General features: G+C 64.9%; 14 protein-coding genes. 4 read left to right on the forward strand and 10 right to left on the reverse strand.

The window, feature by feature from the left end; all coding sequences use genetic code 11:
• Positions 1–8: 8 nt before the first annotated feature.
• Complete coding sequence (locus tag NTD88_RS21015; RefSeq protein WP_262155744.1) at positions 9–2,213, reverse strand: patatin-like phospholipase family protein; 2,205 nt, start codon at positions 2,211–2,213, stop codon at positions 9–11.
• 69 nt (positions 2,214–2,282) lie between these two features.
• Here NTD88_RS21015 and NTD88_RS21020 point away from each other — a divergent pair, with 69 nt between their 5' ends.
• Positions 2,283–2,564, forward strand: coding sequence for a SelT/SelW/SelH family protein (locus NTD88_RS21020; RefSeq protein WP_095156800.1), 282 nt, complete (start codon positions 2,283–2,285; stop codon positions 2,562–2,564).
• A gap of 3 nt (positions 2,565–2,567) precedes the next feature.
• On the opposite strand, the gene NTD88_RS21025 is transcribed toward NTD88_RS21020, so the two are convergent.
• Both NTD88_RS21025 and NTD88_RS21030 read right to left on the reverse strand, forming a co-directional pair.
• Positions 2,568–3,452, reverse strand: coding sequence for a DMT family transporter (locus NTD88_RS21025; protein WP_262155742.1), 885 nt, complete (start codon positions 3,450–3,452; stop codon positions 2,568–2,570).
• Positions 3,453–3,529: 77 nt separating this feature from the next.
• A complete protein-coding gene (locus NTD88_RS21030) occupies positions 3,530–4,294 on the reverse strand; it encodes an AraC family transcriptional regulator (RefSeq protein WP_262155741.1) in 765 nt (254 codons plus the stop codon).
• 130 nt (positions 4,295–4,424) lie between these two features.
• On the opposite strand from NTD88_RS21030, the gene NTD88_RS21035 reads away from it, so the two are divergent.
• The gene (locus tag NTD88_RS21035; RefSeq protein WP_262127469.1) at positions 4,425–5,246 is read left to right on the forward strand and encodes a UDP-2,3-diacylglucosamine diphosphatase; all 822 of its coding nucleotides are present in this window, start codon (positions 4,425–4,427) and stop codon (positions 5,244–5,246) included.
• A gap of 14 nt (positions 5,247–5,260) precedes the next feature.
• Here NTD88_RS21035 and NTD88_RS21040 read toward each other — a convergent pair whose 3' ends face one another.
• Entirely contained in the window at positions 5,261–5,572 is a 312-nt protein-coding gene (locus NTD88_RS21040) for a DUF962 domain-containing protein (protein ID WP_262127470.1), read from the reverse strand.
• A 142-nt stretch (positions 5,573–5,714) separates the two neighbouring features.
• Here NTD88_RS21040 and NTD88_RS21045 point away from each other — a divergent pair, with 142 nt between their 5' ends.
• Positions 5,715–6,794, forward strand: coding sequence for an AraC family transcriptional regulator (locus tag NTD88_RS21045; protein WP_262155740.1), 1,080 nt, complete (start codon positions 5,715–5,717; stop codon positions 6,792–6,794).
• Here the strand turns inward: NTD88_RS21045 and NTD88_RS21050 are convergent.
• A complete protein-coding gene (locus NTD88_RS21050; protein WP_262155738.1) occupies positions 6,751–8,205 on the reverse strand; it encodes a TrkH family potassium uptake protein in 1,455 nt (484 codons plus the stop codon). The genes NTD88_RS21045 and NTD88_RS21050 overlap by 44 nt on opposite strands.
• 129 nt (positions 8,206–8,334) lie before the next feature.
• Between NTD88_RS21050 and NTD88_RS21055 the strand changes: the two genes are divergently transcribed.
• On the forward strand, positions 8,335–8,889 hold the full coding sequence (locus NTD88_RS21055; RefSeq protein ID WP_262155736.1) for a nitroreductase family protein: 555 nt from the start codon (positions 8,335–8,337) through the stop codon (positions 8,887–8,889).
• Positions 8,890–8,943: 54 nt separating this feature from the next.
• Here the strand turns inward: NTD88_RS21055 and NTD88_RS21060 are convergent, their stop codons facing one another.
• From NTD88_RS21060 to NTD88_RS21080, 5 genes are all read right to left on the reverse strand, one after another.
• A complete protein-coding gene (locus tag NTD88_RS21060) occupies positions 8,944–10,284 on the reverse strand; it encodes a sensor histidine kinase (RefSeq protein WP_262127531.1) in 1,341 nt (446 codons plus the stop codon).
• Between the two features lie 60 nt (positions 10,285–10,344).
• Entirely contained in the window at positions 10,345–10,770 is a 426-nt protein-coding gene (locus NTD88_RS21065) for an LTXXQ domain protein (RefSeq protein WP_262155735.1), read from the reverse strand.
• A gap of 126 nt (positions 10,771–10,896) precedes the next feature.
• Positions 10,897–11,574, reverse strand: a complete 678-nt coding sequence (locus NTD88_RS21070; protein WP_095156810.1) for a response regulator transcription factor — start codon at positions 11,572–11,574, stop codon at positions 10,897–10,899.
• A 7-nt stretch (positions 11,575–11,581) separates the two neighbouring features.
• Positions 11,582–11,974, reverse strand: coding sequence for a translation initiation factor 2 (locus tag NTD88_RS21075; protein ID WP_095156811.1), 393 nt, complete (start codon positions 11,972–11,974; stop codon positions 11,582–11,584).
• Between the two features lie 124 nt (positions 11,975–12,098).
• Entirely contained in the window at positions 12,099–12,398 is a 300-nt protein-coding gene (locus NTD88_RS21080; RefSeq protein WP_095156812.1) for a YciI family protein, read from the reverse strand.

Here is a 12,398-nt window from a genome sequence, read left to right on the forward strand (position 1 = left end):
AGACCCCTTCAGAACGTCTGCCCCAAATTCAGATAAACCGCCTTCTCATCTTCGCTGTTGAAGCCATAACTGAAGCTCAGCGGCCCCAACGGCGTATCGAAACCGACGAAGACACTCGCCGCGTTGACATAGCCACTGTCGAATTCGTTGTCGTTGTTCCAGATCCGCCCGCGCTCCAGCGAGCCACCCAGGTACAGCGGGAAGTCCAGCGGCAGGTAGGCGCGCGGCGTCAGGCGGCGGTAATACACCATGCGCATCAGGCTCAGGTTCTGCCCGGACAGCGAGTTCTGGCGGAAGCCCGAAAGCTGCCGCGGCCCACCCATCACCATGCTCGACACCACCACGTCGGCATCGTCCAGTGTCCGTCCATAACGCCCGCCCAGCACCCAGGTGTTCGGGCCGCTGCTCAGTGCCTTGTCCAGCTTGAAGTCCCATTGCCGGTAGCGTTGATCGGAACCGAGGTCCGGTTCGAACTGGCGCAGGGTCAGGCGGATGTCTTCGCCGCTGTGAGGGAAGTAGACGTTGTCCAGAGTGTCGAAGGAGTACTTCAGCTCGTAGAAACCTTCGTTGAAGTTGACCTTGGGCAGGTCCTGGTCGCCGATTCGCACCTCGGCCTTGCCCCAGGCCTGGCCTACGCCGAAGCGCACTTCACCGCTGTTGCCAATCTGCCGACCGAGGTTCAGGCCGAAGCCGTAGCGCTCCAGGCGGTATTCGGCGACGGGGTCGTTGTCCAGCGTCGCCTCGATGTTCTGCGAGCCGAGGTTCAGGTACGGTGCGACGAAATAGCGCGAGCCGGTGTCCAGCGGCTGGTAGAACTCGCTGTACAACTCCTGCACGTCACCAATCTGTGCTCGGGTCAGCCATTCCGCGCCGAGCCTGTTGATGCCGTTCACCCGGTAGCTAGCGCCGAGGTTGAAAGCGCTGTCGCCGCGCATGTCGTCCGAGAGGTTGAGGCCCAGGCGCAGGTAGTCGGTGCCGCCGCGGCGACCGCGGGCGTTGATTACCAGGGTGTTGTCCTGGCCCTTGTGCACCACGCGGTATTGCACCCGGTCGAAGTAATCCAGGCCGTACAGGGTGCCCATGTCGGTCTGCAGACGGTCCAGTTCCAGCGGCTGGCCGACGGGTTGGCGGATGTAGTAGCGGATCACGTCGTCGCTGACCTTGGAGTCGTTCTCCACTTTGATCGCGGTGATCACCGGGGTCCGTTGCCCTGGCGAGCGGGCCACCGCCAGCTCGGCGCCGCTGCCTTCGACATGGCGCAGGGCGGCCAGGCGAGGTCCGAGAATTTGTGTCGCGCGGTAGCCGGCTTCGACCATTTCCGGGGCGCGCCCGAAGTCGGTGACGCCGAAGCTGGCCAGTGACGGCTGGATAAGTATGTCGTCGCGCTTGAGGGCGGCCAGTTGTTCTTCGGAGTTGCGGCGGGTCATCAGGGTGATGGACTGGTTGAGCACATCGACAACCGTCGCCAGTTGTTTGCGGTTGCGCAGCGGCGTGCCGATATCGACGACGATCGCCACGTCGACACCCATTTCCCGCACGATATCCAACGGGATGTTGTCCACCATGCCGCCATCGACCAGCAACCTGCCCTCCAGCTCGACCGGGGCGAACACCGCCGGGATCGACATGCTGGCGCGAATCACCTGGGGCAGGTGGCCGCGGCTGAACACCACTTTTTCACCGCTGGCGATGTCGGTGGCCACGGCGCGGAAGGGGATCGGCAATTTGTCGAAGTCGCGGGTATCGCTGGTGTGGGCCAGCAGGCTCTCCAGCAGCAGCGCCAGGTTCTGGCCCTGGATCACCCCCAGCGGGAGGCCGAGGCTGCCGTCGTCGCGGAAGCTGATTTTCTGTTTGATCAGGAAGTCGCGGTCGTCCTGTTTGCGGCGGAACGGGACGTCCTTGCGCGGCGGCGCATCGGAAAGGGCCTGCTGCCAGTCGATCGACAGCGCCAGTTTCTCCAGTTCCTCGATCTTGTAGCCGGAGGCATAGAGCCCGCCGATCACCGCGCCCATGCTGGTGCCGGCGATGGCGTCGATCTTCACGCCCTGTTCTTCCAGCGCCTTGAGCACGCCGATATGGGCCAGCCCGCGGGCGGCACCGCCGGACAGCACCAGGCCGACCTTGGGCCGGGTAGCGCCAGGCTTGGCGGTCTCGGCGGCGAACAGGGAAAGGGAGGTGGACAACAGCAGCAGACAGAGCAGCAGGCGGCGCATCGTGGCTCTCGGAGCGAAGGGCAAAGACCGCTAGTATAAGCGCCACACATTTTGTTTGAGGTTGTTACCGTGAGCGCGCCGAAGCCGGAAATTGTCATCACCTATTGCACCCAGTGCCAATGGCTGCTGCGCGCGGCCTGGCTGGCCCAGGAACTGCTCAGCACGTTCAGCGACGAGCTGGGCCGCGTGGCGCTGGAGCCGGCCAGCGGCGGTACGTTCCGCATCACCTGCGATGGCGTGCAGATCTGGGAGCGCAAGGCCGACGGCGGCTTCCCGGAAGCCAAGGTGCTCAAGCAGCGGGTACGCGACCAGATCGACCCCGAGCGCGACCTCGGTCACAACGACCGCTGAGTTTCAGCTTTGCCCGGCGGCGGCCTTGCGAGGTTCGGCGCTGGCGGCGAGGCGACTGGACACCACGATCGCCAGGATAATCAGCGCACCGCCCAGCAGCATGCGCGGGGTGGGCGTTTCGGCGAACAGCAGCCAGGCCATGGCGATGCCGTAGATCGGCTCCATCGCGAAAACCACTGCGGCGGTGCGCGCCTTGATCACCGCCAGCGAGGCGACGAACAGGCTGTGGGCGACTCCGGTACAGAAGACGCCGAGCAAGGCGATCCACAGCCAGTCCATCGCTGGCACCTCGGCCAGGCCCGGCGCCGCGAACGGCAGCAGGCACAGGGCGACCACGAGGTTCTGGCACAGCGCCGCTTGCACTGCCGGGATGCGCCCGGAGCCGGCGCGGTTGGTCAGTGACAGCAATGAGAACAGCAGCCCCGAGAGAAGCGCCCAGAGCAGGCCGCCGGTGGCCTCGCTGGCCAGATTAAATTCCGGGGTGACCAGCACCAGACCGATGCTCACCAGCGCCACCAGCACCAGCTCATTGCCGCGAATCCGCTCGCGGAACAGCAACCCTTCGAGGATCACCGTGAAGGCAGGGAAGCTGGCGAAGCCCAGGGTGGCGATGGCCACGCCACCAACCTTGACCGCGATGAAGAAGCTCACCCAATGCCCGGCCAGCAGCACGCCGCCCAGTCCCAGGCGGCGCCAGTCCTGGGCTTGCAGCGGTCGCCAGGCCGAGCCAGCGAGGCGGGCGAACAGGCCGAGGGCGAGCACCGCGAAGGCGGCGCGGCCGAAAACGATGATCGAGGGCGCGGCGCTGGCGAGCTTGCCGAAAACGCCGGTCAGGCCGAAAAACAGCGCGCCGATATGCAGGGCGCCGAGGGCGGTGCGGTGGTTCATGGGAGTCCTTGATGAGCAGGCGACAGCGCGGCCAGTGTAAGGCGGGCCACGCCGGGGTGTCTGTCGCGATCCTCGCGTCAGTTGTCGCCAGACTCGCGGCGCAGTGCACCGGGGCTGCGACCGAAGGCCTTGAGCATGGCGGCGGCGAAGGCGCTCTGCGAACTGTAGCCGACCCGGCTGGCGATCTCGCCGACCGGCAAGGACGTGGCTTGCAGCAATTGCCGAGCACGCAGCAGCCGGCGCTGGCGAATGTAGTCCATCGGCGTGATGCCGCGCTCGGCGATGAAGCGGGCATGCAGGCGTGCGCTGGACAACCCGGCCAGCCGCGCCAGGTCGGCGACCTGCAGCGGATAGGCCGCGTACTGCTCGATATGGGCGTCGAAGGCGGCGTAGGGCAGTTCGCGCTGGACCGGGCTGGCGCTGACGCCGGCATTCAGGCTGGCGAGCAACAACACCGCGCCCTGGCGCGCGATCAGCGGGTCGCTCACGGGGCTGTGGGCCAGCCAGTCCACCAATTGCTGCTGGCGAGTGTCCAACAGCAGCGGGCCGGGCCGTTCCAGCAGACGGTGGCAGTCACCCGCATGCGCGCCGAGGCTGCTGGCCAGCCAGTTGTCGGCGGGCACATCCAGCACCAGGCAATGGCTGCCGGTGTCGCTGCCGCACGTGTGGTGGGCGCCGGCGGGCACCACCATCAGGTCCTGGCGCTCGACCCGCGCGCCGCGTCCGTCCACTTCGAAATCCAGGCGCCCGCGCAGGCCGAACACCAATTGCGGGTGCTCGTGGCTGTGGGCGATCAGGTCGTCGCGGTAGTGGCGCAGGGTGAGGATCGGGCCGCGGCTCATTGCGAGGGTCCAGGCGGGTGAAAGGCGCCAGTTTACTCTCGCCGCGGCTGTCATGGGACTGCCGCATGGCTGTCATGTTCGATTAACCGCCGACTGGCAAGCTCGCCCAAAGTCTGCCGGAGCCCCGCCCATGACCAGTGCCGCGTTGATCAAACCCTCGCGCAAGCAGCGCGTACGCACCCTGTGGATTTCCGATGTGCACCTGGGCACCCGTGACTGTCAGGCCGAGCACCTGTCGCAATTTCTCAAGCGCTATCACGCCGACCGGATCTACCTGGTCGGCGACATCATCGACGGCTGGAAACTGCGCGGCGGCATGTATTGGCCGCAGGCCCACACCAACGTGATTCGCCGCCTGCTGACCATGAGCAAGCGCGGCACCGAGGTGATCTACGTCACCGGCAACCACGACGAATTCCTCCGGCGTTACTCGAAACTGGTGCTGGGCAACATTCATCTGGTGGACCAGGCCGAACACCTCACCGCCGACGGCCGCCGCCTGCTGGTGATCCACGGCGACCAGTTCGACGTCATCACCCGCTATCACCGCTGGCTGGCCTTTCTCGGCGACTCGGCCTACGAATTCACCCTGACCCTCAACCGCTGGCTGAATCACTGGCGGGCGCGCTACGGCTATGGCTACTGGTCGTTGTCGGCGTACCTGAAACACAAGGTCAAGAGCGCGGTGAACTTCATCAGCGACTTCGAGGAAGCCATCGCCCGTGAGTGTGTGAAACAGGGCTTTCACGGGGTGGTGTGCGGGCATATCCATCACGCCGAAATCCGCAAGGTCGGCGAGATCGACTACCTCAACTGTGGCGACTGGGTGGAGTCCTGCACGGCGCTGATCGAGCACTGGGACGGCCAGATCGAGCTGTATCGGCTGGCGGATGACCAAGCGCGGCAGGCGCAAGCGGACGCGGCGCGGCTGGCTGAATCCGTGCAGGGTTGATTTCAGCCAGGATTCTAGAAACTCACCTTCCCGCGCAGCATGTCGCGGTACATCGCGAAATCTCCCAACAGGCTGTAGAGCGGATAGCTGAAGGTGGCCGGGCGGTTCTTTTCGAAGAAGAAATGCCCGACCCAGGCAAAGCCGTAGCCGGCGAACGGCACGGCCAGCAGCAACAGCCACTTGCCGCTGCCGATGGTGTAGGCGAGCAGCGCAATCACCAGCGTGGTGCCGACGAAGTGCAAGCGCCGGCACGCGGGGTTGCTGTGCTCGCCCAGGTAATAGGGATAGAACTGCTCGAAGCTGTTGAAGCGCTGCAGATTGTCCACGGCTTTAGCCTCCCTGTTCTTGTAAGTTTGCAACCTATAGGGCGTGGAGCCTGAACTGAGTCTAGAGTCAGTAGCTGTATCAGCAAGTGACAATAGGCGCCACTTTAGTATCCTTTGCGTCTCCCCAAAACCTGAGCCCGCCATGAACGAGAGAACCACGTCAGCAAGCTGGGCCTCCGGGATTGTCAAAGCGCTCGAGCTTGAAGGGCTCGACTGTCCTGGCCTGTTTCGCAAGCTCGGCCTGGACTTCGCCGCGTTGGATGACCCTGACGCGCGCTTCACCCAGGACTCGATGACCCGTCTCTGGCAACTGGCCGAGGAATTGTCCGGCAACCACGCCATCGGCCTGAACATGGCCCGGGTGGTGCGACCGGCGTCGTTTCATGTGGTGGGTTATGCGCTGATGTCGAGCCGGACCCTGGCCGAGGGCTTCGAGCGTCTGGTGCGTTACCAGCGGATCATTGCCGAAAGCTCCGACCTGAGTTTTCACCTCGGCCCGGAAGGCCATGCCCTGATTCTTACCGTCCACGGCGACCATCTGCCGCCGACCCGACACAGCGCCGAAGCGTCGCTGGCCTGCGCGTTGTCGTTGTGCACCTGGTTGAGCGGACGGGTGATCCAGCCACGGCGGGTGCTGATCCAGGGCCCGCAACCCCACGATATCGAACCCTACAAGACGGCATTTCACTCGCCGCTGGTGTTTGGCGCGCCCTATGACGCGCTGATCTTCGATCCGCAAGACCTGCAGGCGCCGCTGCCCACCGCCAACGAGGCAATGGCGACCCTGCACGACCGCTTCGCCGGGGAATACCTGGCGCGTTTCTCCGAAAGCCGGGTGACCCACCGCGCCCGCCAGGTGTTGTGCCGGGTGCTGCCGCAGGGCGAACCCAAGCGCGAACTCGTGGCCCAGGCGTTGCACCTGTCCCAGCGCACGTTGCAGCGTCGTTTGCAGGAGGAGGGCACCAGCTTCCAGGCCCTGCTGGATGACACCCGGCGCGAACTGGCCGAGCAGTACCTGGCCCAGCCGGGCATGACCCTGCTGGAAACTGCCTACTTGTTGGGGTTCGCCGACCCGAGCAATTTCTTCCGGGCCTTTCGCCGCTGGTTCGATGTCACCCCCGGCGAATACCGCGCCCGCCGCCACGGACTGAACCAGTCCGAGGCGACGCCAGCGCCGGTCAGTGACGCCAGAACGCCGGCATACATAGAACCAGCACAGTAATGATCTCCAGGCGGCCGAGCAGCATGCCGCCGGCAAGGATCCACTTGGCGGCGTCCGGCAGGGTGGCGAAGTTGCCCGCCGGGCCGATGGTCTCGCCAAGGCCGGGGCCGACGCCGGACACGGTGCTGGCGGCGCCCGTCAGGGCGGTCATCCAGTCGACGCCGAGCAGCGACAGTAGCAGGGCGATCACGCAGATGGTGATGGCGAAGAAGAACGAGAAGGTCAGGATCGAACGGACGATTTCCTCGTCGAGCCGGTGACCGTTGTATTTCTGCTTGATCACCGCCCGTGGGTGGATCAACTGGTTCAGCGAGGCTTTGAGCAGGATGTAGGCGACCTGGAAACGGAAGATCTTGATGCCGCCCGCGGTCGAGCCCGAGCAGCCACCGATGAAGCCCAGGTAGAAAAACAGCATCAGCGAGAAGTTGCCCCACAGGCTGTAGTCGCCCAGGGCGAAGCCGGTGGTGGTGACCACCGAGGTGACGTTCAGCGCGACGTGGCGCAGGGCGTCGAGCCAGTGCAGCTTGGTGGTGGCCCAGTACCAGGTGCCGAGCACCAGCCAGGTCACCACCAGCAACAGCAGCAGGCCCTGGACCTGCTGGTCCTTGATCAGCGCCTTGCGGTTGCCGCGCAGGGTGGCCACATACAGGGTGAACGGCACGCTGCCGCAGATCATCACCACCACCGCGACCCAATGCACTGCCGGCTGTTGCCACTTGGCCAGGGACAGGTCCGAGGTGGAGAACCCGCCGGTGGAAATCGCCGACATGGCGTGGTTGATCGCATCGAACGCGTTCATGCCCGCCAGCCAGAAGGCCAGGCCGCCGACCGCGGTGATGCCGATGTACACCAGCACGATGGACTTGGCGACCATGTGCGAACGCGGCATGACCTTCTCGGAGCGGTCCGACGACTCGGTCTGGAACAGGCGCATGCCACCGATGCGCAGCAGCGGCAGGATCGCCACCGCCATGCCGATGAAGCCGATACCGCCGAGCCAGTGCAGCAGCGAGCGCCACATCAGAATCCCCGGCGACATGTTGTCCAGGCCGCTGAGCACCGTGGAGCCCGTGGCGGTGATGCCGGACATGCTTTCGAAGAAGGCGTCGGTGTAGCTGATGTGCTGGGTCAGCAGGAACGGCAGTGCGGCGAATATACACACCACCAGCCAACTGCTGACGGTCAGCAGGTACATGTCCCGCGGGCGCAGATGCACGTGTTCCGGCCGGCCGGGAATCACCAGCGCGAGGCCCGCGATGAAGGTGATGAGGCTGGACCAGAGGAACGACGGCATGTCGCTGGTGCGTTCGAAGATGACCAGCGTCGCCATCGGCACGACCATGCTGACCGCCAGAGTGATGAGGAAGATGCCGATAATGAAACCGATGATCCTTAAGGTCGGCAACGCCATGTGATCTGCTCTGACTCGAAACGGAAGGGCGCCATTCTACCTGCGGGCCTTTTTAAGTAAACGTCGCTGTGGTGTTTGATCGGCAGGGCACTAGAATGGGCCCTCATTTTTCGACCTGGAGGGTAGCCGATGGAGGCTCTCGACGTTTTGCTCAACCGTGTTTCCGTTCCGCGCCTGACGGACCCGGCGCCCAACGCCGCCCAGCGTGAAGGCCTGTTCCAGGCGGCCTTGCGTGCACCGGATCACGGCCAGTTGCGGCCTTGGCGTTTCCTCACGGTCGAAGGCGAGGCGCGGACCCGTCTGGGCGAGCTGTTCGCCGAAGTGGTCGCGCTCAAGGGTGATGCTACCGAAGCCGCCCTCGACAAGGCGCGCGCCATGCCACTGCGGGCGCCGTTGCTGGTGCTGGTGATTGCCCGGACCCAGGAACACTTCAAGGTGCCGGTGTCCGAGCAGGTGCTGGCGGCGGGGTGTGCCGCCCACGGGATTTTGCTGGCGGCCCATGCGCAAGGCATCGGCGCGGTGTGGCGGACCGGCGAGATGGCCTACTCGGCGCATGTGGCCAAGGGCCTGGGTCTGGAAGCGGGGGAAGAGTTGATTGGCTTCCTGTACCTCGGCACGCCAATGGGTGAGCCGCGGACTGCGCCGGTATTGAAGACCGAGGACTTTGTCAGCGCCTGGGGCTGATTTCCGGGCTCATCGCGACGGCTAGGCGTGCCGAACCGTCGCGAACGCTACAAATCAGGCACCCCCACCCGCCTGAACCGGCAATACCAGCGTCGCCACAAACCCGCCCTGCGGGTGGTTGGCCAACTGCAAACTCCCGCCATGGCGCTCCGCCGCCCGCCGCGCAATCGCCAGGCCCAGACCATGCCCCGGCGCACTCTGCCCAGGTGCACGGAAAAACGGCTCGCCCAACTGCTCCAGATGCTCCGGCGCCACGCCCGGCCCGTGATCGCGCACGCTGATGACGATCCGCTCGCCCTCCTGTAATGCCGTGACCTCGATCGGTCGACCTTCCGGACTGAAGCGCAAGGCATTGCGCAGCAGGTTGTCCAGCGCCCGCTCCACCATCGTCGGCCAGCCCTGAAGCGTGAGGCCGGGGGCTTCCTGGATCTGGATCTCCTGCTCCGGCGCGCTCAGTTGCGCGTCCTTGCACACGCTGTTCAACAGCGCATTGAGGTCGACGGGCTCGGCGTGGGCATGCTCGGCATCGACCCGCGCCAGCACAAGGATCTCGCTGATCAAGGCTTCCAGCCGGTCGCACTCGCGGGTCAGGCGTGGCCAGTAGGTTTCCCGTTGTTCCGGTTCCGCTCGCTCGGCCAAGGCCAGGGCGATGCGCAACCGTGCCAACGGCGAACGCAACTCGTGGGAAACGTCGCGCAACAATTGGCGCTGGCTGCCGATCAGGCTTTGCAGGCGTGAGCCCATGCGGTTGAAGTCGTTGGCCAGAACGCCGAATTCATCACGACGGCTGGCCAGCCGCGCCAGGCTGTTCTGCTGGTAGCTGGCCTGGCCGAGGTCATGTACCGCACCGCGCAGGCGACTGAGCGGGCGGGTAATGGACAGCGTGACCAGCAGGCTGAACAGGGTCAGCACCACCAAGGTGATGCCCAGTGCACTCAGGGGCCAGATCAGGCTCTCGCGGTGCCAGGCATCCAGTTCGGGATGCGGGATGCGATAAATCAACAGGTAGGTAGTGCCGCTGCCGGGGCTGGTGTATTCCTCGGTGAGGCGGCGCCAGGGCAGCGGGCGATCGTCATTGCCTTGCCGCGCTTCGAACACCGCCGCCCGGCGCGGGAACGTACCCGGTACCACGGCTTCGCCGGCCTCGTTGAGCACCTGCGTATCGATGTGGTAGCGGTGTTTGCGTTGTTCGAGGTAGCGCTGGGCGATTTCCGGGCCTTGCTGCTCGTAGCGCTCTGCCCAGTTTTTCGCCAGAACGTTGAGTCCCGGATGACGACTGAGAATCCAGGCGTCCTGGTTGAGTGTGTGCCCGAGCAGGATCGACAGACCGGCGACCAGGGCGATGGCGAGCCAGAAGCTGGCCAGGATACGCCAGAACAGTGAACGCAAGGGCAGTCCCTCTAATGACGGAAGCCCGGCCTGCATGAGCAGGCCGGGCGGGGGAGGTGTGACAGCTTACTGGGCCTTCTTGCCGTTTTCAGCTTTCCAGGCCTGGAACTGTTGCCATTCGGCGCGGCGTTCCTCGCGTTTCTTCTGCAGTTCGTCGAACTGCTTCTGCTGGTCCGGCTTGAGCAGGGCGCGGATGTCAGCCTGGGTCTTGTCCTGTTTGGCCTTGAGCTCGTCCTTCATGGCTTTCTGCTCGGCGGCCGGCAGTTTGTCCAGGTAGCGCTGGGTGACATCGCGGCGGTTCTTCATTTCTTCGCCCATCAGCTTGCCGACTTGCTGGCGCTGCTCGCGGGACAGGTCCAGTTGGGCGAAAGGCGCGTCACCGCGGTGGTGCTCGCCGTGGCGTGGACCAGGGCCTGGGCCGCCTTCGGGCATGGCCATGGCGACGGTGGGCAGGGCGGCAGCGAACATCAGGGCGATAAGGGTCTTGCGCATGGTGTCTCTCCTATCTGTAGGCCGGTCGTTACCGGATGTGGCCAGTCTATGGAGATCAAGGTCAGCGGCGGTCAGCCAAGGGTAAAGCCTGGGTAAAGACCGCCGGGAACCTGACTGACACAGCGCTTACAGGCTGTAGTAGTAGCCGCGGCTGCGCAGCGCGACGATGCGCGGGCGACCGTCAGGGTGGGGGCCGATCTTCTTGCGCAGGTTGCTGACGTGCATGTCGAGGCTGCGGTCGTAGAGCGTCAGTTTGCGGCCCAGGGCGATCTGCGCCAGCTCTTGCTTGTCCAGCGGTTCGCCGGGTTGGCGCAGCAGGGCTTCGAGGATGCGGCTTTCGGAGAGGGTCAGGGTCAGCTCGCGTTCGTCGATCTCGACCACGCCACGCGCCGGGCTGAAGTTCAGGTCGCCAATTTCAAGCTGGCTCGGTGCTGCGGGGGCATGGCTGCGGCGTAATACGGCGCGCAGGCGGGCGGTCAGTTCACGAGGGTCGCAGGGTTTGGCCAGGTAATCGTCGGCGCCCAGTTCCAGGCCGAGGATGCGGTCCAGTGGTTCGCCGCGGGCCGATAGCATCAGCACCGGCAACTCGGGGTGCTCGCTGCGCAACTGCTTGAGCAACTCCAGGCCGCTGCCGTCGGGCAGCATCACATCCAGCACCACCGCTGCCGGAGCCTGTTCGGCCAGGGCTTTGCGGGCGCTCTGGCCATCGTGGCAGGCACGGACCTGGAACCCTTCCTGGCTCAGCCAGTGGGCGAGCAACTCGCAGAGTTCCTGGTCGTCGTCAATCAGTAACAGCTCACTCATGTCTCACTCAATTCAACCATTGCTTGCGCCTTCTGTGGCTACCGCTGACAAAGATACCGCAGAGCACGGCGATCAGGGTGACCGCGCTGCCGATCACGAACCATTGCTGCTGATCGGTCAGCAGTTTAGGGGCCGTGCTGGCCTGAGACTCCTTGAGCATCAGCTTGAGGCGCTGGTTTTCCTGGCGTAGTCGGCCCAGTTGCGCGTTTTCGCGCTCGCTGTCGGTATTTTGCAGTTGCTGGGTCAGTGCTTCGCGTTGAAGCTCGCTCTCTTTCAGTCGCTGCTGCAACTCGGTGATCTGGCTGCCCGCACTCAGCGACAGCGGTGTGGCCTCTTCGGCCTGGGTGAACGGGCTCAGCAACAACAGGCACAGCAGCATGGACAACGGACCTTGACGCATCGGAACTCCTGTAATTCCAGTCGAGTGTTCAGGGTGTTGTCGGCCGCGCGATGAGAATAATGAGCAACTGCCCCGATTAAAAACGGGGCACGGCGCGCCAGGCTCGGCCGGCGCGCCGTGGGTGTTACGGCAGGACTTGCTTGAAGGGCTTGACGATGACGTTGTCGTAGACGCCGGCGGCGATGTACGGGTCGGCGTCGGCCCAGGCCTGTGCGGCGTGCAGCGAGTCGAACTCGGCGACGATCAGGCTACCGCTGAAACCGGCGGCGCCCGGATCGTTGCTGTCGATGGCCGGGTGCGGGCCGGCCAGGACGATGCGTCCTTCAGCCTTCAGTTGTTGCAGACGCTCCAGGTGCGCCGGGCGTGCGGCCAGGCGGTTTTCCAGCGAGTTGGCAACATCGGTGGCGATGATGGCGTAGAGCAT

It is taken from the genome of Pseudomonas sp. 20P_3.2_Bac5 (assembly GCF_025466035.1).
Lineage (GTDB): Bacteria > Pseudomonadota > Gammaproteobacteria > Pseudomonadales > Pseudomonadaceae > Aquipseudomonas.

Coding starts and splice junctions, on each gene's coding strand:
- NTD88_RS21015 (WP_262155744.1), bottom strand. CDS start 2,213: ATGCGCCGCCTGCTGCTCTGTCTGCTGCTGTTGTCCACCTCCCTTTCC.
- NTD88_RS21055 (WP_262155736.1), top strand. CDS start 8,335: ATGGAGGCTCTCGACGTTTTGCTCAACCGTGTTTCCGTTCCGCGCCTG.
- NTD88_RS21030 (WP_262155741.1), bottom strand. CDS start 4,294: ATGAGCCGCGGCCCGATCCTCACCCTGCGCCACTACCGCGACGACCTG.
- NTD88_RS21065 (WP_262155735.1), bottom strand. CDS start 10,770: ATGCGCAAGACCCTTATCGCCCTGATGTTCGCTGCCGCCCTGCCCACC.
- NTD88_RS21035 (WP_262127469.1), top strand. CDS start 4,425: ATGACCAGTGCCGCGTTGATCAAACCCTCGCGCAAGCAGCGCGTACGC.
- NTD88_RS21050 (WP_262155738.1), bottom strand. CDS start 8,205: ATGGCGTTGCCGACCTTAAGGATCATCGGTTTCATTATCGGCATCTTC.
- NTD88_RS21070 (WP_095156810.1), bottom strand. CDS start 11,574: ATGAGTGAGCTGTTACTGATTGACGACGACCAGGAACTCTGCGAGTTG.
- NTD88_RS21075 (WP_095156811.1), bottom strand. CDS start 11,974: ATGCGTCAAGGTCCGTTGTCCATGCTGCTGTGCCTGTTGTTGCTGAGC.
- NTD88_RS21080 (WP_095156812.1), bottom strand. CDS start 12,398: ATGCTCTACGCCATCATCGCCACCGATGTTGCCAACTCGCTGGAAAAC.
- NTD88_RS21045 (WP_262155740.1), top strand. CDS start 5,715: ATGAACGAGAGAACCACGTCAGCAAGCTGGGCCTCCGGGATTGTCAAA.
- NTD88_RS21025 (WP_262155742.1), bottom strand. CDS start 3,452: ATGAACCACCGCACCGCCCTCGGCGCCCTGCATATCGGCGCGCTGTTT.